The organism is Alphaproteobacteria bacterium, assembly GCA_016699305.1.
Classification (GTDB): domain Bacteria; phylum Pseudomonadota; class Alphaproteobacteria.
The window spans coordinates 321,407-345,677 of sequence record CP064970.1; the positions used below are offsets into that span (position 1 = coordinate 321,407).

At 54.2% G+C, this 24,271-nt stretch carries 18 protein-coding genes and 2 tRNA genes; 10 read left to right on the forward strand and 10 right to left on the reverse strand.

The features are described 5' to 3' along the window. Positions 1-13: 13 nt before the first annotated feature. Together IPI58_01550 and IPI58_01555 are read left to right on the forward strand one after the other, a co-directional pair. Positions 14-928, forward strand: a complete 915-nt coding sequence (locus IPI58_01550) for a response regulator (GenBank protein QQR69393.1) — start codon at positions 14-16, stop codon at positions 926-928. Between the two features lie 41 nt (positions 929-969). Next, a complete protein-coding gene (locus tag IPI58_01555; protein ID QQR69394.1) occupies positions 970-3,936 on the forward strand; it encodes a response regulator in 2,967 nt (988 codons plus the stop codon). 119 nt (positions 3,937-4,055) lie between these two features. Here IPI58_01555 and IPI58_01560 read toward each other — a convergent pair whose 3' ends face one another. Further along, positions 4,056-4,883, reverse strand: a complete 828-nt coding sequence (locus tag IPI58_01560) for a hypothetical protein (protein QQR69395.1) — start codon at positions 4,881-4,883, stop codon at positions 4,056-4,058. A gap of 67 nt (positions 4,884-4,950) precedes the next feature. Further along, a complete protein-coding gene (locus tag IPI58_01565) occupies positions 4,951-5,145 on the reverse strand; it encodes a hypothetical protein (GenBank protein QQR69396.1) in 195 nt (64 codons plus the stop codon). A gap of 121 nt (positions 5,146-5,266) precedes the next feature. On the opposite strand from IPI58_01565, the gene IPI58_01570 reads away from it, so the two are divergent. Both IPI58_01570 and IPI58_01575 read left to right on the forward strand, forming a co-directional pair. Then, complete coding sequence (locus IPI58_01570) at positions 5,267-5,593, forward strand: hypothetical protein (protein ID QQR69397.1); 327 nt, start codon at positions 5,267-5,269, stop codon at positions 5,591-5,593. A gap of 204 nt (positions 5,594-5,797) precedes the next feature. Next, a tRNA-Cys gene (locus IPI58_01575) sits at positions 5,798-5,863 on the forward strand. Positions 5,864-5,867: 4 nt separating this feature from the next. Here the strand turns inward: IPI58_01575 and ftsY are convergent. The 5 genes from ftsY to IPI58_01600 are packed head-to-tail and all read right to left on the reverse strand — an operon-like array spanning position 5,868 to position 10,294. Then, positions 5,868-6,815 carry a signal recognition particle-docking protein FtsY gene (gene ftsY, locus IPI58_01580; GenBank protein QQR69398.1) on the reverse strand — a complete coding sequence of 316 codons (948 nt, stop codon included), beginning with the start codon at positions 6,813-6,815 and terminating at the stop codon, positions 5,868-5,870. A 41-nt stretch (positions 6,816-6,856) separates the two neighbouring features. Continuing rightward, positions 6,857-7,636: an ABC-2 family transporter protein gene (locus tag IPI58_01585; protein ID QQR69399.1), complete on the reverse strand. Its 780-nt coding sequence runs from the start codon at positions 7,634-7,636 to the stop codon at positions 6,857-6,859. 11 nt (positions 7,637-7,647) lie between these two features. Beyond that, positions 7,648-8,439, reverse strand: a complete 792-nt coding sequence (locus IPI58_01590) for an ABC-2 family transporter protein (GenBank protein QQR69400.1) — start codon at positions 8,437-8,439, stop codon at positions 7,648-7,650. Then, entirely contained in the window at positions 8,436-9,386 is a 951-nt protein-coding gene (locus tag IPI58_01595; GenBank protein QQR69401.1) for an ATP-binding cassette domain-containing protein, read from the reverse strand. The genes IPI58_01590 and IPI58_01595 overlap by 4 nt, the downstream gene beginning before the upstream one ends. Beyond that, on the reverse strand, positions 9,374-10,294 hold the full coding sequence (locus IPI58_01600; protein QQR69402.1) for a GNAT family N-acetyltransferase: 921 nt from the start codon (positions 10,292-10,294) through the stop codon (positions 9,374-9,376). Before IPI58_01600 ends, IPI58_01595 begins: the two co-directional genes overlap by 13 nt. A 302-nt stretch (positions 10,295-10,596) precedes the next feature. On the opposite strand from IPI58_01600, the gene IPI58_01605 reads away from it, so the two are divergent. Next, the gene (locus IPI58_01605) at positions 10,597-12,927 is read left to right on the forward strand and encodes a DNA translocase FtsK 4TM domain-containing protein (GenBank protein QQR69403.1); all 2,331 of its coding nucleotides are present in this window, start codon (positions 10,597-10,599) and stop codon (positions 12,925-12,927) included. A 160-nt stretch (positions 12,928-13,087) separates the two neighbouring features. Here IPI58_01605 and IPI58_01610 read toward each other — a convergent pair. Next, a tRNA-Asn gene (locus IPI58_01610) sits at positions 13,088-13,163 on the reverse strand. 351 nt (positions 13,164-13,514) lie between these two features. Here IPI58_01610 and IPI58_01615 point away from each other — a divergent pair. Next, on the forward strand, positions 13,515-15,119 hold the full coding sequence (locus IPI58_01615; GenBank protein ID QQR69404.1) for a DegQ family serine endoprotease: 1,605 nt from the start codon (positions 13,515-13,517) through the stop codon (positions 15,117-15,119). Between the two features lie 78 nt (positions 15,120-15,197). Next, the gene (locus IPI58_01620) at positions 15,198-15,983 is read left to right on the forward strand and encodes a DsbA family protein (GenBank protein ID QQR69405.1); all 786 of its coding nucleotides are present in this window, start codon (positions 15,198-15,200) and stop codon (positions 15,981-15,983) included. Positions 15,984-16,076: 93 nt separating this feature from the next. Here IPI58_01620 and IPI58_01625 read toward each other — a convergent pair whose 3' ends face one another. Beyond that, a complete protein-coding gene (locus tag IPI58_01625) occupies positions 16,077-16,502 on the reverse strand; it encodes a hypothetical protein (protein ID QQR69406.1) in 426 nt (141 codons plus the stop codon). 244 nt (positions 16,503-16,746) lie between these two features. Between IPI58_01625 and accB the strand changes: the two genes are divergently transcribed. Further along, a complete protein-coding gene (gene accB / locus IPI58_01630; GenBank protein QQR69407.1) occupies positions 16,747-17,202 on the forward strand; it encodes an acetyl-CoA carboxylase biotin carboxyl carrier protein in 456 nt (151 codons plus the stop codon). Positions 17,203-17,207: 5 nt separating this feature from the next. Here the strand turns inward: accB and IPI58_01635 are convergent, their stop codons facing one another. After that, positions 17,208-18,152 (reverse strand): hypothetical protein, encoded by a 945-nt coding sequence (locus IPI58_01635; protein QQR69408.1) that lies wholly within the window; start codon positions 18,150-18,152, stop codon positions 17,208-17,210. A 256-nt stretch (positions 18,153-18,408) separates the two neighbouring features. Here IPI58_01635 and IPI58_01640 point away from each other — a divergent pair, with 256 nt between their 5' ends. Further along, positions 18,409-21,324, forward strand: a complete 2,916-nt coding sequence (locus IPI58_01640) for a DotA/TraY family protein (protein ID QQR69409.1) — start codon at positions 18,409-18,411, stop codon at positions 21,322-21,324. Between the two features lie 11 nt (positions 21,325-21,335). Next, the gene (locus IPI58_01645) at positions 21,336-24,041 is read left to right on the forward strand and encodes a DotA/TraY family protein (GenBank protein QQR69410.1); all 2,706 of its coding nucleotides are present in this window, start codon (positions 21,336-21,338) and stop codon (positions 24,039-24,041) included. The last annotated feature ends 230 nt before the right edge of the window (positions 24,042-24,271 follow it).

The window sequence follows — 24,271 nt, forward strand, 5'->3', positions numbered from 1 at the left end:
TGAGAGTTTCCGCATGCGAATCTATGATAACGATTCTGAAAAGCATCTGATTGAGATGATAGACCATTTGCGCGACGCGCCTTCGACTTGGCGCGCGTTGCATTTCCATTTTTCAGCTCTGCAGCCCGAGAATCGTCAGATACGCCAGCTGCAATCGGCGATCAATATCCTACAAGGCGCGCTCGGCCAATATCAGGGCGGGGCGTATTTGTGTCGCGACAGCGATTTTATTGTGATTTACGAGCATAAGCCAGGGGCATCCCTTGATACGATGATGCTCGATATGAGATTTCTATTCGCGGATGACCCTTTGGCCTCGGCTGGCTATGTGTCGGGTCAGCCCGACGGTTTTTTTACGGCTTATGATTTGTCTATCGGATTCGAGCAGTTCTTTTACTTGTGCCTCCATAAGCTATCCCTGACCAATCATGTCATGCCCAGCATGGCAGGCATGGTCGAAAACAAAGCTGTTCCAAACGACTTCGTGATGCCGGATCTACGCAGTTTTAGAAAAACTGCCAGCGAGAGGGCAGAACGTAAGCAGATCAAGATTCTGGTCGTCGAAGACAGTTATTTCTCGCGCCAAATGATTCGCCAAGCCTTGTCTGCGCAGCACGAGATGCTTTTGGCTAAAGATGGCAAGGAAGGCCTATTTCAATATCTGACATACGCGCCGGACATTACCTTTTTGGATATCGGTCTGCCGCATCTGAGCGGTCACGATATTCTAAGGCGGATTTCCGAAGCAGATGAGCAAGCATTTGTCGTGATGCTGACTGCCAGCAACCACAGCAGCGATATCAATCACGCCATTGCCTTGGGAGCCAAAGGCTATATCGTCAAACCGTTCACGGTCGGCAAGCTGCAGGCCTATATCGACTTGTATTTAGATAAAGTCAAAAATAACCGGGGCAGTGGAACATCATGAGGTGTGCTACCGTCATGCGCACTGGCTTGGCAGCATGATCGATGATCCTACCGGACTTACTCACTGCATGGGATGCTATAGGGATTAACGTTCATCCAAATATGATTTGGATAGCGCTGATGGTAGCTGGGATCACCTATATTCTGATCTATATCTCGTATGGCCGTACAATTCATGCCAGCATGAAAAGCGATGGTCTGCTTACTAAGAACAGCCATAAGATATCTCATCACAAGATCGCTGGGCATTGGTCGCCGATCTTTATGACGATCTTGATCGGCATTCCTACGTCGATGTTCTTGGCAGGATACATTTTGTATCTGGAATCTCGTCAAGAAGAGCTGTTCTACAAACAGCGCGCCATGCAAATGCAGTCGGTAGTCGAACAGCGCTTACAGTCGCTGCTTGGCGCTTTGGGCAGCATCAGCACGTTATTTGACGCGGTGGACTATGTGACAGGCGCCGAGTTTAAGCAATTTGTGACTCCCATCTTCGTCCGCCAGCCTGAAATCGACTCTATGGTCTGGGTTCCCTTTGTGCGCGTGGATCGTAAGGCTGCTTTTGAAAGCGATGCTCAGGTAACCTACCGCGAATTCAAGATGCGCAAACTGGATGGTTCTGAGCTGAATGAAAAGCCGGAAGGCTATTTTCCAATCTACTACCAGCAGCCAGATAGCGGGAAGGAAACAGGCCTGGATTTGGGAACGGATCCGACTATCGCAAAAGAGTTCGACAACGCGATCAAGGCAGGATCGATATCGGTGGCTCAGGGATTTCAGAGCCTAGATCATTCTCGTTTTGCGGCAGGAAGGCACAAGAACTCCTTGCCCATTTATCCTGTTTCACATGGCTTCATGAGAACGGTGTTGAATTTTAATCGCGCTCAGCCGGAAACAGATTATCCGCATTTTTTAGTTTTCCAGCCTGTCTATCGCAAGGCCATGCCAACGCAGGCTTTGGAAGAAAGGCGTGAAGGGCTGATGGGGTTCGCGGTGATGGTTCTGGATATGCGGAAGCTTTTGGACGTGACGGATAAGAGCGAACGCAATGCCTATATGCTCAAAGACATTCAGATGGTGATTGCTGAAGATGTCGTCGTTGATAATGGCTCAACAGAGGAAACTCAGGAGAGCTATGCGTTTATCAGTGGTATCGTTAACGCGGCACAGCATGTTTTTTATGGCGGGAATGACAATACCTTTGTCCATAAATGGTATCTACATATCGGATTAAAAACTCTAAAGATCAGCTTTGCATATGACAAACCGGCTCAGAATCTGATGAGCCATAAGATATTCTTTTTTGTGTTGATGATCTGTCTGTCGGTGGTCGTGCTGATGGCGACGATCTTGTTCAATATGCACAGTCTGACCAAAGCCAAATTAGCGGCAGAGACAGCCACGAATGCCAAAAGCGATTTTTTGGCCAATATGAGCCACGAGATTCGTACGCCCATGAATGGGATCATGGGCATGCTGGCGCTGTTATTGGATACGGATTTGTCAAGGCAACAACGGCAATGGGCACAAATAGCCAGCACTTCCGCCGAGGAACTCCTAAGCCTGATCAATGACATTTTAGATCTGTCTAAGATAGAATCCGATTATCTGGTCTTTGAGATGACTCCATTCGATTTACACGCCGTGCTTGAGGGAGCTACAGACATTATTCAGCCACGTGCCCAAGCCAAGGGCATTCAGCTGCTGGTTCAAGTGGATATGACCTTGCCGCGCTATGTTATAGGCGATCCCATGCGGCTGCGTCAGATTGTCATCAATCTATTGGGCAACGCCATCAAGTTTACCCATTCCGGCCATATGTTGTTGCGCGTTAATGTGCAGCACATCACGGAAACTGAAGTGACAATATTGGTTGAAGTTGAGGACACCGGAATCGGCATTCCGATCAACAAGCAATCTTATATCTTCAACAAATTCAGCCAAGCAGAAGAATCAACCACGCGCAAATTTGGCGGTAGCGGGTTGGGATTGACCATAAGCCAGAAACTGGCGCGGATGATGGGGGGCGAAATTGGCGTACACAGCATGGAAGGTCAAGGATCCACCTTTTGGTTTACCGCGCGTTTGGCGCTGGATGTCAGCCGTGGGGTTGTGGTCGTGGATCCATGCCCCATCGCAAGGAATGGCCGTGTTCTCGTGGTTGAGAGTTATGCCCTGCATAGATCCATCCTAAGAGGGCTTTTCCATGATTGGAATATGGACTGTGACGCCGTGGCTTCTGCAGAGGAGGCTGTGCAGTTCCTGAAAGAATCCATGTCTGCGGGTCGGCCCTATCGCTTTATGCTGTGGGATGGAAATCTCTACGAAAATGAGCAACAGAAAGTTTTTTCCCAAATATGTTCCATGCGCAAATCTAACCCAATCTATACCATTCTTTGCGTCACGGCTGATCGGTTACCCAATAGCGACGAGATTGAATCTCAGTCGTGCATTTCAGGAATCTTGACCAAGCCTGTTTTCCCTTCATTGCTGGCAGATATGTTGAATGCGCTGGCGACATCTCGTTTAGATGAAAAGCAGACTCTCTTGACGCGGCAGATATTAACGGTTGCCGCAGAGAGGAATGCATCTGACCCGAAGACTACTGCTGTACTGGATAGCGTACATGTCCTTTTGGTCGAAGACAGGCCGGTGAATCAGTTGTTGATGCAAACGATCTTACAGAAAATTGGTTGTCAGGTAGAGCCGGCTCTGAACGGCGTTGAGGCGGTGTTCAAAGCTGAAAGGGGGTATTTCGATATTATTTTCATGGATTGCCATATGCCGGAAATGGATGGGTTCGAGGCGACTCTAAAAATCCGTCAGTTCGAACAGACCACAGGCGCTCATGTACCCATTGTTGCTCTGACTGCCGATGCCATGAAGGGCGACAAAGATAAATGTCTTTCAGTAGGCATGGATGATTATTTGAATAAACCCGTCAAAGCAGCGGCAATCATGAATATGATCCGCAACTACGTCTCGGCCACGAAGATCAAAGACGGTTGATCTTCGTGGGGTTTGGCCTAATACGGTCTCCTAAATTTAACATAATATATCTTATGCGACAATGCCTCTATCATTCATAAGTCGCTTTGAGTAACTTTTAAAGATAAATTTCCACAACCCTAGAGGGCAGCTTTAGGGAATAGAGATTCGGGATGCAACCTCTCAAGCCTGACATCACTAAATGGTCTATTTTTCCCCCAACGGGTGGCCTGTTGCGCCAGATTGTAGGCCACTTCTTCAGTGACTCCGTACCGTAGCGCAGACGACTTTGTCATATTCCTTTTGGTATTTTGAAATGCCCTCTCGATGCAACCAGGAGCCCCATGCCATTGTCCGGAATCATCCAAAGCGCTGCCTTCAGGAATCTTAAAATTGAAACTCACCACGGCAACTTTTGAACCGGGAGCCTGCATGGGAAAATCATGCATCAAGAGCCACATAAAAGGCCGCGCCCAAGACACCGCCTTGCGCCGCCAATGCTTATGATCAGCAGGCGGGATCAATCCTACTTTCAGCATATCTTCTGCATTCTCGGTAAATTGGTATTCTGGGCCTAAATTTTTTGTTCCTAAAATTCTCGCCATCAAAAAACCTGCCCAGTATCCTGCCTGGGTCACCCGTCCGTTTTCAGTGACAAACACTCGCCGCGCCTTGGCCTGCTGCTGTCTATCTTGTTCAATACCTGTGCTGAACGCCGCAAAGCGCCTGACCGTAAGGGATTCTGTCACATATTGGCATTCTGGATCCGCTTGCCCAGGCAGGTGGCTAAAATGCGGTCTCACGCGCCTAGTTCCGGCATTGGGTAAAATATCGTCCGCACAAGGGCGAACTTCTTGTCCACAATCTGGACAGTGCGGAAAAATACGCTTGGCATAATAGTCGGATCCCGCCAACCGACGGAATTCCTCAATGGTTACCCATTTTCCTTCGTATATTGCACGGTACATGTCGGGGAGGCCTCCGTTTTTACGCAGCGCGAATGTAATGGCCCGGCCATGTCATAGACAACAGTTTCTAGCTGCTCAGCTTCTCCAACCCCATCAAGCTGCGGGCGAAGGATTCGGGTTCGAAGGGGCGTAGGTCGTCGATGCCCTCGCCTACGCCGATCAAGGGGACGGGCAGACCGAAACGCTCGGCCAGGGCCACCAAAACGCCGCCACGGCCCGAGCCGTCCAGTTTGGTTAACACCAAACCGGTCAGAGGCAGCAAAGAGAGATTATCGTCGCTTTACGTATGGAGGTGAGATTAAGCTTGAACGACATCGAAAATTTAATAGGAAATTAAGCTCAGAATTATAAAACTTCATCGAACGAAAAAAGGATGATTATCCATGGACAGTCCAGCTGTTATGTTTTTAGGAATGTTTTTCTTTGGGATATCATGGACGCTTAACAAAATTTTGTATTTTATTTTTCTGAAACCAGAGCAACAAAAGTTCGTTACAAAATGGTGGGTATTTTGGGTTGTAGATATGATTCTGTGGCATGTTACTCCTGAAACGTTAAATCGTATTTTAAAAATACCAACAGTTGATCAGGACTTCACACTCATAATTCTAACTTTTTTGTTTCCGGGAGTTGCCGCAACGATCATATATCTTTTTTGTTCTTGTATCAATATATACAGAAGCAAAAAACTTTCGCTCACTCGCTGGTAGTGTAGTCATAAAGCCTTTTCTTACGAAATCAGGGTATAAATAAGCGGCTGTTCCGACAGACTCATTTCGTGTGCCTGTGAGGATAAATAATACGAGATTTTCTCATTCTTGGTGTGCTAACATTCACGCCACTGTGGCCTTTCAGTTCATCTATTCAATTCTCTGGACTTAACGGCTCTAGTACGCATAAAAGTTTTCTGCGCAGTGGCAGAGTGGCTATGCAGAGGACTGCAAATCCTTGTATGCCGGTTCGATTCCGGCCCGTCTCCAAATCTTAGCTCAGCTTCTCCAACCCCATCAAACTGCGGGCGAAGGATTCGGGTTCGAAGGGGCGTAGGTCGTCGATGCCCTCGCCTACGCCGATCAAGGGGACGGGCAGACCGAAACGCTCGGCCAGGGCCACCAGAACGCCGCCACGGCCCGAGCCGTCCAGTTTGGTTAACACCAAACCTGTCAAAGGCAGCATGGATTTGAAGGTTTCAACCTGCGCCAGGGCGTTTTGCCCCGTGGTGGAGTCCAGCACCAAGAGCGTATCATGCGGGGTGGTCGGATCGCGCTTGCGCATCACGCGCACCACTTTTTCCAATTCGGCCATCAGATGCGCCTTGTTGTGCAAACGCCCCGCCGTATCCATCAGCACCACATCTACGTTCTCGGCCTGAGCGCGTTGCAGGGCGTCAAAGGCCAAGCCGGCGGCATCCGCGCCTTCGGGACCGACCATGACGGGACAGCCCGCCCTTTCCCCCCAAAGCTGCAACTGAGCCACCGCCGCCGCGCGAAACGTGTCGCCCGCCACCAGCAAGACGCTTTTGCCTTGGGCTTTGAGGTCGGCGGCCAGTTTGCCGATGGTCGTCGTTTTGCCGCTGCCATTGACGCCCACGAACATCACCACATGGGGCCGGTTTGTCGCATTCACCGACAAAGGCTGCGCGACGGGGGCCAAAATGGCGGCTATCTCCCGCGCCATCAGATCGCGCGCGCCCCCCTCGTCCATATCTTTGTCAAGCCGTTCGCGCGCCAAGGCCGCGCGCAGTCGCGCCGCCACGGCAGGTCCCAGATCGGCTTCGATCAAGGCTTCTTCCAGTATGTCCAATGTCGCCGCATCCAGCTTGCGCCGCTGAAAGACAGAGACCAACGAATCCTGAAGCTTTTCGCTGGAACGCGAAAGCCCGCGCGTCAGACGAGACAGCCAACCGCCGGAAGAGGATGTATCCTTGCTCATGCGCCTATCCGCGCCGGGAAAGCCATTTTTGTCAACCCCCTTCAACCCGTGCGCGACATAAACCCAGCCGCCGAGGTGTAACGCCGCAGGCCAAGATAAAACACCCACACCGCCAACGCCATATAACACGCCGCCGCCAACACCATGACGGGCAACCATTCCCAATGACCGCGCAGAATCTCGACCGGTAAAAGAGCTAAGAATCCGGCGGGAACCGCGCTGAACATCAAAAACTTCATGCCCAGACTTTGCGTGTGTTGCGGTACTGTCGTCAGGCATAATAGAACCATTTCTAACTGATCAGCGAAATAGCCGCCCACATCCAGGAAGAAGATCAAGGACTGGAACGCGATAACCGAGGCCTGAAAGATAAACGCCGCGCACACCCCAATCAGCAACGCCCCGGGCCATTGTTCAAGGCTAAGACCCGACAAACCCAGCATCATCAAACCCCACAGCACATCGCCCAAGCCCGAAGGATTGCTTTGCGTCAAGGCCAATTGCGGCAACACATGGCGTGGCCGCGCCAGATACGTATCCAAATCTCCGTCCAAGACCTTCTGGGCGATCATGCCGCTGCCATCGGCGACCAGATTGTTCAAACCGATGGCAAACGCGCCGACGCCGAATATCTTGAAGATATCCGACAAATCCCACCCTTGGATGTGTTGCACCTTAGCCATCAGAATCGGCCACATGACGAAGAACACGCAGTTTTGCAAAAACATGGCCAAAGCCATCCAAAAATAGCGGCGCGGTTGCATCATCTGCGATTTCAGGTTCAAGCGCAGCAACGCGGCGATATAGCGAATCTGAGACATCGTCTTTCCTCCTATCCCGCTTGGCGCTGCCAGCGGCGCAACAAAATGCCTTCCATGCCCATCACGACCCCGAACGCCACGATGGACCAAAATACCTGATGAGTCAGGCCGCCGATCCAGGCATGTTTCATCCCTGGTAAGGCCATATGGGCGGGGGTGGCCAGCATGGCCGGAAAAGGCGTCATCCACGCCAAACGCACCAGCCAATCCGGGAAGAACACCAAAGGCCACAGCAACGCGCCCAGCAGAAAGGTGCATTTCTGCCAGAGCCAAAAAATCGGCTCGGACTGTCCGGTCCACAACGTGCTGCATCCGACCACGAAATGCACGGTGTTCATGATCCACCCGGCCATCAGCAAAGAAGGGAACACCAAGGCCAGGCTTTGCCCATCCCATGGCCACATGCCGTCGGCCAACAGCCAGGCCGCGCCCCAGCACGGCACCAGCAACAAGACAACGCGCGCGGCATAGGCTCCCATGGCCTCGGCCATAAACAATCCGCCGTAAGAGACGGGACGCAATAGGTGAATCTCCACCATGCCGTTGCGGATATCCTGCTGCACCTGCTTAAAGGGTAGAAAGCTGGCGATCATCATGGTTTCCGTGACCGTGAAATACCACATCAGCAGTGCCGGATTAAGGCCCAACGAGTCCAGCACCGCGCTCGGCAAGGCCCGATAGATAGCGCCAAAGGAAATTTGCAAGGTCAGCATGATCAAAATCTGCCCGATCAGGCTGGCGCGCTCATGCGCCGCTCGGCTTGCCCCGAGCCTGGCCGCCGCAAGGAAGGGTCGCATCGTCATGCCCCCCTTCCCTGCTGCGCGTAGATGCGCTTGATCACATCTTCCAGCGGGGGATCCTCGATGGTCAAATCCTTGACGGATAGATTCGCCAGACATGCCGCCACCGCCCTATCCACCGGCAGGCGCGCGGTATCGACAACCAAGGTCAGGCTATGCGGACCGGACTGGGCGATCTCGGCCTCCGATACGGGGGATTGGGGCGATTCCTCATCCGTCACCAGGCGCAGGATCTTACGTCCCATGAAACTGCGCCGTAATTCGCCAAGGTCCTCGTCCACCACCTTGCGGCCATGGTCGATCAGAATGACGCGCCGGCAAATATGTTCGATATCGCCGGTGTCATGGCTGGTCAGGATGATCGTGGTGCTGTCCTGCTCGGCCAGATCGTTCAGATGGTCGCGCAGCAAAGCCTTGGCCGTGACATCAAGACCGATGGTCGGCTCATCCAGAAACAGGATATCCGGCCCATGCAGCAGACTGGCCACGATATCGCACCGCATGCGTTGTCCCAAAGACAGCGAACGCGCCGTCTGGCCCAGCAAATCAACGATGCCGAATATATCCACCAGCCGGTCACGACGTTGACGGGCGATGCTCCCCTCCAGGCTATAGATCGCCGCCAGCATGTCAAAACTGTCCCGCACCGGCAGGCTGGGCCATAATTGGGATCGTTGGCCAAAGACGATGCCCAGTTTATGCGCCAAAGCGCGGGTCTGCTTCCACGGCACGAAGCCCGCGACCAAAGCCTCGCCCGAGCTGGGATGCAAGATGCCGCACAGCATTTTAAGCGTGGTGGACTTCCCTGCCCCGTTCGGACCGATAAAGGCCACCTTTTCCCCGGGCGAGATGGCAAAGGATAATCCGTCCACCGCCACCATCTCGGTCCCGCCTTTTTTCTTGGGGGCGGCGAACGCCTTGCGTAATTCGCGCACGTCTATGGTGTGCATGGCTTTGATCCTTCCAAATGCTCGGGCAAGATAGGCAGTATGGGTGATGCCATCAACCAATCGGCGGTTTTGCGAAAGCCCAATTTCTCATAACAGGCAATCGCATCCGGCCTTTCGGCGAACAACGCCGCTTCCCGCACGCCTTGCGATTCGGCCAAACGCAAAGCCTTGGCCAGTAAGCTGCGGGCATGGCCGCGATTGCGTAATTCGGGCGGGGTCCACATCGGCCCGATGAACACCATATCCGGCAATGCACGATGCACGCCGCCCATGCTCACGGCCTGGCCTTCGCTTTCGAGCACATACCAGTTCTTTCCCACATGTCTTTCGAACTCTTTTTTGGCATGATCCCTCAAACTGGGATCTTGCGGCGATTCGCATAAGGCCTCGATGTAATAGGCCACGCGCCAGCCTATCAGCAGCTCTTCGTCTTGATCTTGCGACAGACGCAGCACTCTTTTGTCTTCAGCAAAGCCCGGCGGGTCTTTCATCTGCGCCAGATCAAGCTGGAACAGCCATTCCGGATTGGGCTGATGCAGCAAATCGGGCGTGATGCCCCAAGCCTTGCAGCTTGCCCAGGCCAAATCGCGCAATCCCATAATGCGCCGAATGGGACGCGGCGAAAGCCTCCAATGTTCCTTTAGAACCGCGCTCATCCCCTCGATGCATGCCGGGTCGGTGGCGAATACCCATAACGCGCTATGACCGTTAAATAACGCCTGCACGCCGACCAGATCGTCCCCCTGGAACGCTCCCACATAATCGCCCTGGCTGATCCTGCCCTCATTCACAAGGCCGCTATTCAACGCATTGGCACGCAAATAATAGGCCTTAGCCGAATGCGGTGCCAAAAACCGCTCGACCGTCTGGGCATCGCGCTGATCTAATAAACGAACGGAATCAAACATAGTCCTCTCCCTATCTGTGAGGGACCGAGTGACTTTGGGATCTAAAGGAAAGGATGATCTGTCTGTCGTCGGCCCCGATGGTGGCCGACGGAGTGTCGGCCTGTTACGCTGTATGTACGGCGTCAGACGCCACGACACACAGCGCGTCGGTCTTTCGACCGGCGACGGCATAAATCGAATAAAGGTTCGAGCTGTTGATCATCATGCTGTTATCGAAACACATCTTTTGTTGTGAAGGCAAGCACTTTTTTTGCACCGCACACGGTACATCCGACGAAAAGCTTCTGCTAGACTGCCTACCCATGAAACGCGCCATCACGATTCGCCCTTCCGGCCCCAACGCCGCCGCGCAAAAAAATCGCGGCAAGATACCCTTGCTGCCCGAGGCTTGGCGTCAGTATCTGCGCCGCCGCGCGGAAGACGGCCTCGCCGTCGCGCTATTGATTCTTAGTGCCTATGCCCTGCTGGCTTTGGCCAGTTACGACTCCATGGACAGTTCGTGGAATGTCGCGGGTGGACGGGGAATCTCGAACCTGGCCGGAACGGGCGGAGCCATATTGGCCGATGCCCTTTTGCAAAGCGTGGGGCTTGGGGCCTTATTGGTGCCGTTGATCTTGGGCGCATGGGGATGTCATTTGTTGATTCACCGTCCTTTGCCCGTGATGCCGCTGCGCGTCATGGCGGCACTGGGCGGGATTGGCATGTGCGCTTTGGCGGCGGGCGCGGTCTCGGGCCAGTCAGGCGGCATGCTGGGATTTTTATTGGCGCGGCCTTTTGCATCGCTGATGATGTCCTTGGGTGTGCCCACCGCTTTGATCGGTCTGCCCGCCTTGGCTATCGGTTTGCTGCTGGCCGGATGGGCGGGAGGGCTGACCTTTGCCAAAAGCCATGCCTTGATGGGAGGCTTTGCATCCGTGACAGGCAAGCACCTGATTCCGGTTTTGCGCGATATGTTTGGCTCGTCCAAGCGGCCAGATACCACTTCGTCGTCCCAGCTTTCCATGCCAACCGAAAGCGGATTTCAAATCGCGATCGCCGCCAAGGGAGATGATCGGCCCGTTTCTACGCCCAAGCGCGCGCCGCGATCCAAACTGCCCGCCACCGCGATCCCCGTCGAAGAGAACGGCGAAGGCCCGCAGCTTCCCCCCTTAGACCTGCTGCAACAGCACACGGCATCTCAACGTCCCACGCAGATGACCGATGAACTGGTGCAACGCAATGCCCGACTGCTAGAGGGCGTGTTGGCCGATTTTGGCATCAAGGGGGCGATTACCCGCGCCAGCCCCGGCCCTGTCATCACTTTGTACGAGCTGGAACCTGCGCCGGGGGTAAAGTCTTCGCGTGTCGTGGCCCTGGCCGATGATATCGCGCGTTCGATGAGCGCGTCATCCGCCCGCATCGCCGTCGTGCCCGGACGCAACGCGCTGGGCATCGAATTACCGAATCCGCGCCGCGAAACCGTCTGGTTGCGCGAATTGCTGTTGGCCGAAGAGTTCACCAAGGCCCCTGCCCGTCTGGCCCTGGCTCTGGGCAAGGATATCAGCGGCGCGCCCGTCATGGCCGATCTGGCGCGCATGCCGCATCTGTTGGTCGCTGGCACCACCGGCTCGGGCAAATCCGTGGCCATCAACGCCATGATCCTGTCCTTGCTGTTCCGCCTAAAGCCCGAACAATGCCGACTGCTGATGATCGATCCCAAAATGCTGGAATTGTCGGTCTATGAAGGCATACCGCATCTTCTGGCCCCCGTCGTCACCGAGCCGCGCAAAGCCGTCGTGGCGTTGAAATGGGCGGTGCGCGAGATGGAAGAACGCTATCGCGCCATGTCGCGCCTGGGCGTGCGCAACATCGAAGGGTATAATCAGCGCCTATCCGAGGCACGGCGACGCGGCGAGGTTCTGACCCGCAAGGTACAAACAGGCTTTGATCCCGACACGGGCCGTCCCGTCTTCGAGGAACAGCCCCTGGACCTGACCGAATTGCCGTCCATCGTGGTGATAGTGGACGAAATGGCCGATCTGATGTTGTTGGCGGGGAAAGACATCGAGGCCGCCATTCAGCGCCTATCCCAAATGGCGCGTGCGGCAGGCATTCATCTGATCATGGCCACGCAGCGCCCTTCGGTGGACGTCATCACCGGCACCATCAAGGCCAATTTTCCGACGCGCATCAGCTTTCAAGTCACCTCGCGCATCGACAGCCGCACCATCCTGGGCGAACAGGGTGCCGAGCAGCTTTTGGGGCAAGGCGATATGTTGTTCATGACCGGCGGTGGCCGCATGGCCCGCGTGCATGGTCCCTTCGTGCGCGACGAAGAGGTGGAGGCCGTGGTCCGCTTCCTAAAAACCCAAGGCACGCCCGAATATCTGGACGATGTGACGGTGGACGAGGAAGGCGAGGAATTATTCTCCGAGGACGAAGCCAGCGGCGCGCCCGGCACCGGCGATCCGCTTTATGATAAAGCGGTGGATCTGATTCTGCGCGAAGGCAAAGCCTCGACCAGCTTCCTGCAACGCCATCTGCAATTGGGCTATAACCGCGCCGCGCGCATCATCGACCGCATGGAGCGCGAAGGCGTCATCACCGGCGCCGACCATGTCGGCCGCCGCCGCGTGATGGGCGGGGGTGAATAAGCCTAACACAGCGCCGTCTGTGCATAGCAGAGGCTTCCGCGACGAGAGCTATGCCTAAAAATCTTCGCTGCTGGCCTGCCCTCTCAAAAATTAACGATCCTCGTCTTTAGACGAGGATCGTTAATTTCATGGTGGTACAGCCGAGAAGATTGAAGTCGCATGGCTCCCCGGGACGGGCTCGAACCGCCGACCCGGTGATTAACAGTCACCTGCTCTACCAACTGAGCTACCGGGGAATACCGCGCCTTCTGCGGACGCATCATAATGCCTTGTATCGGCCAGGACAAGGCCTCTTGAAATCCTTTTCTCGGCCAGGACAACTGAGACAGTTAAGGGTCCTTGAAGAGGTAGAAAAAAGATAGGAAAAGGGGCAAGACCACCCCAGAGCGAGAGATCAAGACCGTGGGGTATCTCGAGGGGATTTCACAGCGCACACATCTGAATCGATTCGCCTCCCTAATCCAATGGCTCATATCTGCTTGGCAGATGAAGATTCGTATTTTGCCACAAATCAGCCCATATTCGAATGCAGAATCAAGCCCCACGGGCCGAGGTTCCCCTCTGGCCCCTCCCATATCTAGATAGTCATGAGGAGCGTCATGCATCTGCTTGTGAACCGCACACGCCGTTCGAATGCCGCCATGCGCATGGCCTGCGTGGCCATGTGTCTGCTATCATTATCTCTGGCCGCACCACATATGGCGCAAGCGCGCGGTGCGCCCGAAAGCTTTGCGGATTTGGCCGAGGGACTTTTACCATCGGTGGTAAATATCTCCACCACGCAAAGCTTGGATAAGGGGGGAGCGACTGACGCCGGTCCTGGTGAGGACATGATGCCCCAATTTCCGCCCGGCTCACCGTTTGAGGATATGTTTCGCGATTTTTTTGACCGTCATAAAATGGCCCCCAATGGACAGTCTCAACCCAGCATGCGCCGCGTGACATCACTGGGGTCGGGATTCGTGATTGATCCTTCGGGCTACATCGTCACAAACAACCACGTTATCCAGAACGCTGAGGAAATAACGGTCATTCTGCATGACGATACCAATCTGCCTGCCAAGGTCGTTGGCCGTGACAGCAAGACGGATCTGGCCGTGCTCAAAGTCACGCCGCCGCGCCCTCTAACAGCCATCAAATGGGGCGACAGCGACAAGCTGCGCATAGGCGATTGGGTGCTGGCCATCGGCAATCCTTTTGGCCTTGGCGGCTCGGTGACGGCGGGGATCATCTCGGCCCGTGCGCGCGACATCAACGCCGGCCCTTATGACGATTTCCTGCAGACAGACGCCCCCATCAATCGCGGAAATTCGGGGGGACCGATTTTCAGCATGAACGGAGACGTGATCGGCGTGGCCACGGCCATCCTCTCGCCCTCGGGCGGTTCGGTGGGCATCGGCTTTGCCATCCCCGCATCCATGGCGCAAGCCGTGGTGGCGCAGTTGAAAGACCACGGCAAGATCCGCCGGGGTTGGATCGGCGTGCGCATCCAGAACGTCAACGATGATATAGCCAAGAGCCTGGGGCTTGAGAAGTCGCGCGGTGCCCTGGTGTCAAAGGTCATGCCCAACAGCCCGGCCTCGAAAGCGGGACTACAGACAGGGGACGTTATTTTGTCTTTCGACGGCAAAGACATCAACGAGATGCGCCGTCTGCCGCGCATCGTGGCCGAAACGCCGATTGACCGCCAGGTTTCATTGAACTTCTGGCGCAAGGGACGGCAAGAAAGCACCAAGATGACCATCGCCGAGATGGAAGTCACCCCTGAAGACGAGGATGAGGACGCTCCCAAGCCGGCCAAAGCCGAAAAAGCCGAAACCGGCACGGTCAAAACACTGGGGATCACCGTCTCCAAACTGACCCAAGAACTGCGCCGCCGCAACGATATCAACGACAAAACACAAGGCGTTCTGATCACCGCCGTGAGCGAGGACGGCCCGGCGGCGGATAAAGGTGTGCGTCCTGGCAGCGTGTTGATCGAGGTCAATCAACAGCCCGTGGACACGGTGCCCGAAGCCGTCAGTGCCATGAACGACGCCGTCGCCCGCGCGCATCGTGAGAATCGTCCGGTCCTTTTGTTGATCGAACAACGTGGCGATTTGCGCTTTGTGGCCTTGCAGCCTTCGAAGGGAGCAAAAGGCAACAAGGAAAAGGGAAAAGCGGAAACGGACGAAAATCCCGGTGGCGAATGAGTGAGCGATATGTCATCGTCACACGAATCACATCTGTGCCTTAAGTTTAGCCCTATCCTCAACGATGGAGTTCGATCAATGAAGAATCTGTCTCGTGTTGCGTTTGCTGGCATGATAATGCTGGCTCCGGCCCCGGTCTTGGCGGCAGCTCCGGCTCCGGCCCCGGAACCCGCGCCGTCCAAACCCGCCATTGCCGTGGATGCCGCCGAGCGCGGCAAGATCGAATCCGTGATCCGCGATCTTCTGGATCGTGAGCCGGAAATCGTGCTGAAAGCTGCCAAGGACGCCTATGGCCGCGAAGAGGCCAAGGCGCAGGAAAAGGCGCGCCAGGAAATCAGCCAGAACCGTGATGCTCTGGTCAAGAGCGCCCATGGCTCGGAAGCCGGCAATCCTAAGGGTGATGTGACCGTCGTCGAGTTCTTCGACTATCAGTGCGGCCATTGCCGCTCAGCCCATGGCACCGTGGCTAAGCTAATCAGCGAAGACAGCAATGTGCGCGTGATCTATCGTCACATGCCGATCCTGGGCGAGGCTTCGGGCTGGATGGCCTTTGCCGCTATCGCCGCTCAGCAACAGGGCAAGTTCAAGCAGATGCATGACGCCATGATGACCGTCAAGTCTCCCCAGACCAAGGAAAGCTTGATCAAGATGGCCGAAGGGGCCGGTCTGGACGTGGCCAAGTTCACCAAGGCCCTAGACAGCAGCGAATCGAAAGCTGCCTTGACGCAAGACGTGATGTTGGCCAAGACCTTGAACATCAACGGCACGCCCGCTTTCATCATCGGCGACCAGATGTTCAGCGGCGAGCTGCCGTTAGAGCAGTTCAAGTCCGTGATCGCCGAACAGCGCAAGAAGAAGAGCTAAGTCTTTCATCTGCCTCCATGGCAGGATGAGCGGACGGGGCGGCCTTCCTTGCGGAGGCCGCCCTTTTTCTTACACTACAGAATGCTGTACTTTTTATTTCCTATTCATGTGTGCATTCCACAGAGCCTTACGCGCCTCAAGATAAGCATTCTTAGGACGAGCCGGCCCACCTGCAACCGATATTCCTGTTCCTAATGAGGAGCCTGCAGGTATCTGCTGGAGATTGACTGATTTTGCTTTCCCAGGAGCGTTCGCAGGCCGTTCCGGAATGGTCAGTCTGACTGACTCCGGATCCACCCGAAAGGGGCGGCAAAGCGTACTTGCGACCTTGATTGTCTGACCATGTTGAGCGGAAAAAGCATGGTTGCAATTGTTCGTTTCTTCTATGTCGGCTCTTCTGGGATCAATGCCGTATTTTTTTATTTGTTTTCCGATAAGGAATGTGGGGATACCAACAAACGGGGAAACGATTGCAATTGAGAACACATATGGCAATGCCGCCGCAATAATACTACTCATACTTTCTTCCCCTATTTTTTTGAATTGGTAGTGTCTAATTATTCTGCAACCGCACCATAAATAACGTCAATCATATTTATTCTGTTTCAAAAAAATAATCACCATGGGTATGAACATCTCATGGCGTATCTATAATTTTCCACTTGTATGGTGTTTAGATGCGCGACATCCGCGAGGGGATTTGATAAAAGAAGGACCGAGCCTGCCCAGAGCGGGGCCCATAAGCATAAAATGAGATCGCCTGATGCCTAAATTCGAAGTCGATGCCGAGATGGTGCGTAACCTGGCCAATCTGTTGACGGAAACCGGCCTGACGGAAATTGAATACGCCGAAGGGGAAAAGCGCCTACGCCTGATGCGCGGCTCGGTCGCCGTGTCCGGCCCAACCCTGCCCGTGGCGGCCATGCCGGCCCCCCATCTGGCCACAACGGCCCCGGCCACAGCCCCCGCCAATGAAAGCCAGCCGCAAGGCGGCGTCACCTCCCCCATGGTCGGCACGGCCTATCTAGCGCCCGAGCCTGGCGCGCCCCCCTTCATCAAAGTCGGCGACCGCATCGAAGCCGGAGCCACATTGCTGATCATCGAGGCCATGAAGGTCATGAACCCCATCAAGGCCCCCCGTTCAGGCACCATCAGCCGAATCATAGTCACCGACGCCAAGCCCGTAGAGTTCGGCGAGACGCTGGTGGTGATTGAATAGGGCGTTTATTTGGGAGCAGAGACGGGGAGTTGCGTTGCCTTACCGGTCATTGCGCCCCGCTTTGGTCGCATATCATCATCGGAAGGGTTGCCACCGGTGGGTTCCTTTACGGCAGGTCGAGCCGTGCTATCCGGGGTGATGCGCCGTCCATAGACATAACCCGCATTCTCAGGATTCTTTGGATCGCGGACGACAAAAAATTCATCACCTGTTCCTGGCTCAGCGGCCGCTTTGCATATATCGACTCTCGTGTTGATTGGCATAACCGGGCCTGTATAGCGAAATCGGGAGCTTTCCCCATGCTTATCCAAACGGTCGATCAACTGCACGGCGTAATCCCTGATCTTTGCCGTCCCTATGGGGTTCTTGCATATTTCCTGCAATGATTGCTTGACGGATTCGTCAAGCGGTTGCGCGACATCCTGGTACTTTAAGGTCAGCTGCTCTGGCTTCACAAAATGATTAACGCGGGGAGACATGGCCACAAGCCAGTTCTGACCATCGATATTTATATCTGCCGAGTTACAGACAATAATTCCTTGTCCCGGTTTGATATCCCATTTCGTGGCCTTATTAGAATTCGGATCTTCGTATATTTTTGTGCCTGGTTTGGCGTAGAAAACCGCCATGTTCGGGTCTTTGCGACACCCTTCGTAATCGCCCCCTGGCAAGGCGGCACGCACCTTGGCATCGATTGCCGCATTGATCGCATCTTGCTTGCGTTGATTTTTTTCCTGCACATCGTGGAACAGCCTATTAAGGCCGTAACCCCCAGCAAAAACGACTGTCGCAAAAAGCGCCCAATACCGCTTTTTTTGATACCAAGCCCGTTCCTCGCTGTTGACTTCTTTTGTGGGTTCCTGAGCCGCATTCTCACCCTGAGCAATGCTCGGGTTTGCAGCGGGTTCTGTAGGTTTGACGCTTATATTTGTGGATTCTTGCTCGGCCATGGCTTTGTCTCCGTTCAATAAGAGCTATTTATAGTGGTAATCATACACTAATTTCGTGAAAGCAATATATATGCCGCCGATGCCTGACTTCACACGACGCCAGGGGCGTTGTGCAGGCTTTTTTAACTTGTGCCTGTCACAAAAGACGGGGCAAACTGGTTTATCTGCGGCAGGGTTGGCCTGTATCAAGCCTATCGTGATCGTAGCAAATTGAGCCGAAATTTGTTAAAATGAGAGGCATCGAAAGGTCACGAAAATGAGCCATCCGGAGCAAGAGCGTCCCGGACCGCAGAATGAAAAAGACAAGCGAACACCGACGTTAGGAAGTGTGGCGCGCTTTGCTTTGATGCCGGAGTTTAAACGCAGCGTGACGCCTCTTTTCGAGGTGGGCCGCATTCTTTCGCAGGTTCTGGCTATTCTGTTCGCTTCCCAAGGGTTGTTTGACCGTGACCATCCCGGCCTGCGCGGACAAGGGCCTTTGCCACTGAAGAATGTGATCGGCACGGCCTGGTCGCGCGTGGAGTTCACCAAGGAAAAACTGCCCCAAGCCGCCTTTTTCCTGGCTGTGGTGATGAGCCTGGTGATGACCGTGGCCACGATGGTGATCGTGTTGATGCTCAGCCTTAGCTCCGTCGCCCATGCCGCACCCGCATCAGGCAATGAGCTAGGCATGTTCGAGTCTCCCGCCGGCGATAAAGACTGGGCCAATAATTGGATCGAGCATTTGCTGGGGGATAATCGGGATATTCAAATCCCCAATCCCGGCTCGGGGCAAAACGTGACCGCCACGGGCACCGGGTTGGTCAAGGTGCTTAAATCCGTTTTGTCGATCTACAGCCTGGCACTGATGGTTCTTGCCACCGTGATCTTGCTGTATCACGGCATTGGCTTGACGGTGGAGACAGCCTGGCGCGGCAAGATGATGGGGCGCGGCAGCCAGATGTGGGCCGCCTTGCGCCTTGTCTTTGGCCTTGGCTTGCTGGTCCCTTTGGCATCGGGCCTGAATTCGGGCCAGCATATCGTGATCCAAATCGCTAAATGGGGTTCGGGCCTGGGCAGTTATGCCTGGACGGCGATGTCCAAGGAATTGCTGAATATGAATGCAGGGCTTTTGCCTCCCTCCAACGCCGCCATAGGGGCCAATGTGGGACGCATGATGGCCATCGGTATCTGCCGCGAGGTGTATGACGGCGCAGTGCGCCAAGACAAAGGCTGGATTTCAAAAGATGTCGAAACAGGCATGTATAAAGTGACGGAAATCAGTCCCTATATGGACGAGAACCCCCTGATCCGGGGGATTGGCCAGTATGTGCGCAGATGGGATGTTTCCCCCATCCCTGCCAAACTTGCGGCGGTGGCCAACAACACATATGCCGATCTTCAAGGGGCATGCGGCAGTGTTGCCTATGCCACGGAAGCGGCCAAAGGGAGCATTTTAACAACCAGCGCTGTGCAGAAACTCCGCGATATTCATAAGGCCGCTTTGTTTGACGGGGGCGTTTCCTGCCCCAGCTCGGACCCCAACAGCGTGCAGAACAGCTATTCCGTCTATACCTGCGCCATGGACAAGGGGCGTGAATTGGCCGCCGAAGTCCTGGCCAAGCGCGCAGGTGCCACGGTGGTCAAAGATTGCAACAGCGGCAGCATTTGCAAAGCCGAAGAAAAAGTCACCGACCTGCTGGCTCTGGTCACGAATTACCAAGATGCCATCGTCAAGAAATCTCAGGAATATCTGGCCAAGGAGACCCTGGGCAGTCTGATTAGGGAAGACCACGTCTTAAAAAAGGTCGCCTCGGGTGAGAGCAATTTCGGCTGGATGTTCGCCGGCCTCTATTACATCGCCTATTCCCAAGTTGTCAGCAAGATATGGGAAGAGGCCAGTGCCGTGCCGAAAGTTGATGGATCGACAACACAGCTGATGGAGAATGCCTCGAAAGATTCAGCCTCAGCTATGATCAATCCTGACGTACCTGCAGATAGTCGTGAAGCCCAGATTGTAGCTGAAAGCGTTTACGGTGACCACCAATCGAAGGCAGCAACAGAACTGGCCCCCACCTTCCAGGCCACTTACAACATGCTCAAAGCCGATAAACGAATGTCGGCACAGGCGATTGGCGAAGGGATCACGCTGGACAACAGCTTCGGATGGATCGTCAGGAAAGGTATGGAACTTGGCATATGGAATCAGAATATGGATTTCTTTCCCATCACAAGCTTTCAACAAAACGCCAATGACGCCATCGGTTCTTTCGTCATTCTGGGTATGCGGCTGTATAAAATGTCCATCGCGATGTTCGGCAGTGGGGCGGTGGCCTCGGGCGTGGGGGCGATAATTGAGGGCGTTTCGGGATGGGTGGCGGGTCTAAGTCTGGCGGCTGGCCCTCTGGGCAAAGCCGGTTCTGTGCTCCTCAGCGGTTCTCTCTTTTTTACGGGCAAGATTCTCAGCATGGCGGGCGCATTGTTAATGACCTTGGCCTTTATCATATTCGGTGCGGCGTTGATGTTGGCTTTTCTGTTGCCTATCGTCCCCTTTTGGCGCTTTCTGCTGGGCATCATGACTTGGTTGTTATCGTTGCTGGAGATGGTGGTGGCCGTGCCCTTGGTCGCTTTGGCGCATCTGACGCCTTATGGCGATGATATCTATTCGCCATCCAGCAAGGGCGCCTATATGGCTTTGGTGCAGTTGATGTTCCGGCCCATCCTGATGCTGATCGGCATGATCTTGGCCATTTTGTTGGCCAATTCGTTGATTGGTTTCCTTAACGCTGTCTATTGGCAGGCGGTGGGAGCGGCCGTGGTTCCCGATGTCGAGGTTGCGACCGCGCGTCTTCCCGATACGCTGGGGGTATTACAGCGGTTGGTCTATATCCTGATCTATTGCATGGTCGGCTATACCATCTGCAACAGCTGCTTTAAGCTGATCGATACCATCCCGCAATTCGCCATGGGTTGGATCAACCAGCAAAACTTCGAGAAGCCGTTCGATTATGACCTGCACGGCAACGTCAAGAACGCGCTGATCGGCGGTAGCGGTATGCTGGCTCCCATCAAGAGCTTGGGCTCTGATACGACAAAGGCCCTATCGGGCATGGTGACCGAGCCGCTGGCCGACTACAAAAAACAAAAACTCAAAGACCGTTTGAAATCCATCGATAAATGGAAGAAGTCATAGAGATGAAGCCCATGACGATATCTTCTCGCCCCGCTCGCCCCATCATCGCACTGTTGGGCATGACGTTTGGCCTGATGCTGACATTCTTTGCGGCCCCATATTCGGCAAAAGCCGAAGACGCCCCGGCCTTTACCCCGGCGGCGGAGGAATTGTTTAAGCCCAGCCTGACGGATGATTGGGCCTTGAAATGGATCGATCATTTACTAGGCCCCGACAACACCGATTTGGTCTTTGCCAATGGCGATAACGGCACCACCACGGTTTCGGGCGCAGGGCTGACGACGGTGCTCAAGACATTGCTGCGTATCTACAGCATCGCCATGCTGGTCGTGGGCGGCATCATCCTGACCTACCATCTCATCGTCATCACCACGGAAGGCGCGTGGAAAGGACAGATGGGGGGACGCGCCAACCAGATATGGGCACCCATCCGCGTGGTCTTTGCCATCGGCCTGTTGGTTCCCTTGGGATCGGGCATCAACACCGGCCAGGAAGTGGTGCTGCAATTCGCGCGCTGGGGGTCCAATCTGGGCAGTTACGCCTGGACAAAAACCCTGACCTATATGCTGAATATGGACAGCGGCGTTGTGGTCTCGACCAAATTTAATATGTCTGTTCCTGCCGCTCAATTCGTGATGACGGGGATATGCACGCGCGTCATCGAAAACAATCGCATGTGCGTGGCTGAGAAATCCCTTAAAGATAATGGATATAATGTGATTGGCTATGCGGCGGGAGATAAGGTGCTTGTAGCTGGTAATGAATGTTCCACGGATCTATTAAGCAACCAGAAATGCGGCGCACTGCGATTGGCGAGTGCGGGCGGCGATAGCACAGGCATCTTAAACCCCGCGATAGAAGACCTACTGCGCACCAGGCAAAATGGGTTGTTCGTAGCTCAATCGGATGTGTTCCGTAAGTATGGCTTTGACGCAGCAGATGGCATACTCAAGGGCAGTTTGATCGGTGAACCCCCGGGTTATGAGGATGATGTTACATCCTTCAACAATCAGTTATCTGCCTTAACAAAGGAAATTGTGGGCGGCAAAACGATCAAAGATTTGATTAATCCTAAGAACCCTCTTTATATCCTCTCGCAATCGACGGGAGATGGATCATCCGCCAGCGGCAATCACGGTTGGGTGTTGGCGGGAATGTACTATGTCATCATCTCGCGTGTGTACTCTGAAATGTCATCGGCACTCGCTGCATTGCCTCAAGTGGCTATCCCTGAAATTAAGGGTGTGCTGCCCAATAATCATATTAGAGAGGGAGAAATTCAAAAGATTATAGACGGTGCAACGGTAGCTTTTGGCAACGCCCTTCAAGGGGCGCGGAAATCTGCGGAAGACGCCAAAGGCGAGGATGGTGAGCTGGATCAGGTCATGCGGTATGTACGGGGACTGATGACATTGTATGGCATTCTGGACTCGGAAGGCGACTTAATCCTGACAACCGCAAACTTTACACAAAATCCGGGCGATGCGATTGGTTCGATGATTTCTCTGGGCAATCGGTTGCTGCGCGCATCGTTGTCCATGATGGGATCAGCCGTGATGACCAGTACGATTTTGGACACGGGCGCGTTGTTTCTTAAGAAAGCCACGACGAATCCGGCATTGAACTTTCTTGCGACAGGTATTGATAAATTCACGGATATTGTCGTGGCTTTTGCCATCGCCATCGGCTTTATTTTATTTGTCGCGGCGCTGACCCTGGCCTTTATCCTGCCGATGATGCCTTTCTTTCGATTCTTCCTGGGCGTCATGACCTGGCTGATCTCGGTGGTCGAAGCGGTCGTGGCTATTCCACTGGTGGCCTTAGCGCATTTGAACCCCTATGGTGACGATCTCCCCGCCAGCAGTGCCAGGCCGGCTTATATGATGCTGTTGCAGCTGTTGTTCCGTCCCTTCTTGATGCTAGTGGGCATGATTCTGGCGATTGTGCTGGCCAATTCGATGATCGCATTTCTGAACGCCACCTTCTGGAGTGCCCTGGCCGTCATCGACTCGACCACATCAGGGGGGGCGGCCATATCGACAACGCAAGGCGCGTTATCGCAACTTATCTATCTCATCATCTATTGCATCATGGCCTATTCGATCGTCACGATGTGCATGAAGCTGATCGACATTCTGCCCACAAATGCCTTGAAATGGATCGGTGCAAGCCCGGTCGGCGAAGGGGGACGTGTGGATGACAGCTTCATTGGCGCGGCGGCAGGTGCCGTAACCACCTATGTTGCAGGCGGCATGGTCAAGGATGTCGTCACCCAAAGCGGCAATATCGTCTCGGGGAGTGTGTCTGGCATTTATGATGCGAGAAAAGCGAAGAAGGATGAAAACGATGCTATAGAAGCGGCGTATCGTGAAAGAGGAATGTTTGAACTTATTAAGAGAAATAACCCCGATGTTACCGGTGCAGATCTTGTGGATATAGGGCGTAAGTCATACGAAGCCCAAAGTGCCAACGCTTCAAAAGCATCCACATCGGGGCAGAGCACGAATTCGCAGCAGGCAGCAGACGCACAACAACAGGCCCAACAAGCTGAGCAGAAAGCAAATCAGGCATTGCAAGCGCTTAAGCGTGGTGATTCCAAACCCAAGCCGCGAGATGCCTCTGCTAAACGCTCGACAGGAAGTCGATTGAACAGATTAATGGATATGCTGACCGCTTTTTTCTCGAGGAAACCTCCAGGAGGCTTATCTGGTAGCTGAAATAATTTCTACAATGTACACTTTCTTAGCAGGGCTTAAACATTCATCACCCCTGGGTTCAGGCACCGAACAAGAGGAAAACAGATTATGCCTCCATCTCAGCGTACATCCGTGACGGCCTCTCCTGGAGCAGGAAGCCATGCAGGGATAGCGAGTGCCGGTGCTTCGCCTGTGACAGAACAGAAATCTGGGGCCAAAACTGAACCGAAGTTTAGTTGGGATTGGCTTCC

Excerpts from the sequence above, each read along its gene's own strand:
- IPI58_01550 (QQR69393.1), top strand. The coding sequence starts at position 14 with ATGCGAATCTATGATAACGATTCTGAAAAGCATCTGATTGAGATGATA.
- IPI58_01555 (QQR69394.1), top strand. The coding sequence starts at position 970 with ATGATCCTACCGGACTTACTCACTGCATGGGATGCTATAGGGATTAAC.
- IPI58_01560 (QQR69395.1), bottom strand. The coding sequence starts at position 4,883 with ATGTACCGTGCAATATACGAAGGAAAATGGGTAACCATTGAGGAATTC.
- IPI58_01570 (QQR69397.1), top strand. The coding sequence starts at position 5,267 with ATGGACAGTCCAGCTGTTATGTTTTTAGGAATGTTTTTCTTTGGGATA.
- ftsY (QQR69398.1), bottom strand. The coding sequence starts at position 6,815 with ATGAGCAAGGATACATCCTCTTCCGGCGGTTGGCTGTCTCGTCTGACG.
- IPI58_01585 (QQR69399.1), bottom strand. The coding sequence starts at position 7,636 with ATGTCTCAGATTCGCTATATCGCCGCGTTGCTGCGCTTGAACCTGAAA.
- IPI58_01590 (QQR69400.1), bottom strand. The coding sequence starts at position 8,439 with ATGACGATGCGACCCTTCCTTGCGGCGGCCAGGCTCGGGGCAAGCCGA.
- IPI58_01595 (QQR69401.1), bottom strand. The coding sequence starts at position 9,386 with ATGCACACCATAGACGTGCGCGAATTACGCAAGGCGTTCGCCGCCCCC.
- IPI58_01600 (QQR69402.1), bottom strand. The coding sequence starts at position 10,294 with ATGTTTGATTCCGTTCGTTTATTAGATCAGCGCGATGCCCAGACGGTC.
- IPI58_01605 (QQR69403.1), top strand. The coding sequence starts at position 10,597 with ATGAAACGCGCCATCACGATTCGCCCTTCCGGCCCCAACGCCGCCGCG.
- IPI58_01615 (QQR69404.1), top strand. The coding sequence starts at position 13,515 with ATGAGGAGCGTCATGCATCTGCTTGTGAACCGCACACGCCGTTCGAAT.
- IPI58_01620 (QQR69405.1), top strand. The coding sequence starts at position 15,198 with ATGAAGAATCTGTCTCGTGTTGCGTTTGCTGGCATGATAATGCTGGCT.
- IPI58_01625 (QQR69406.1), bottom strand. The coding sequence starts at position 16,502 with ATGAGTAGTATTATTGCGGCGGCATTGCCATATGTGTTCTCAATTGCA.
- accB (QQR69407.1), top strand. The coding sequence starts at position 16,747 with ATGCCTAAATTCGAAGTCGATGCCGAGATGGTGCGTAACCTGGCCAAT.
- IPI58_01635 (QQR69408.1), bottom strand. The coding sequence starts at position 18,152 with ATGGCCGAGCAAGAATCCACAAATATAAGCGTCAAACCTACAGAACCC.
- IPI58_01640 (QQR69409.1), top strand. The coding sequence starts at position 18,409 with ATGAGCCATCCGGAGCAAGAGCGTCCCGGACCGCAGAATGAAAAAGAC.
- IPI58_01645 (QQR69410.1), top strand. The coding sequence starts at position 21,336 with ATGACGATATCTTCTCGCCCCGCTCGCCCCATCATCGCACTGTTGGGC.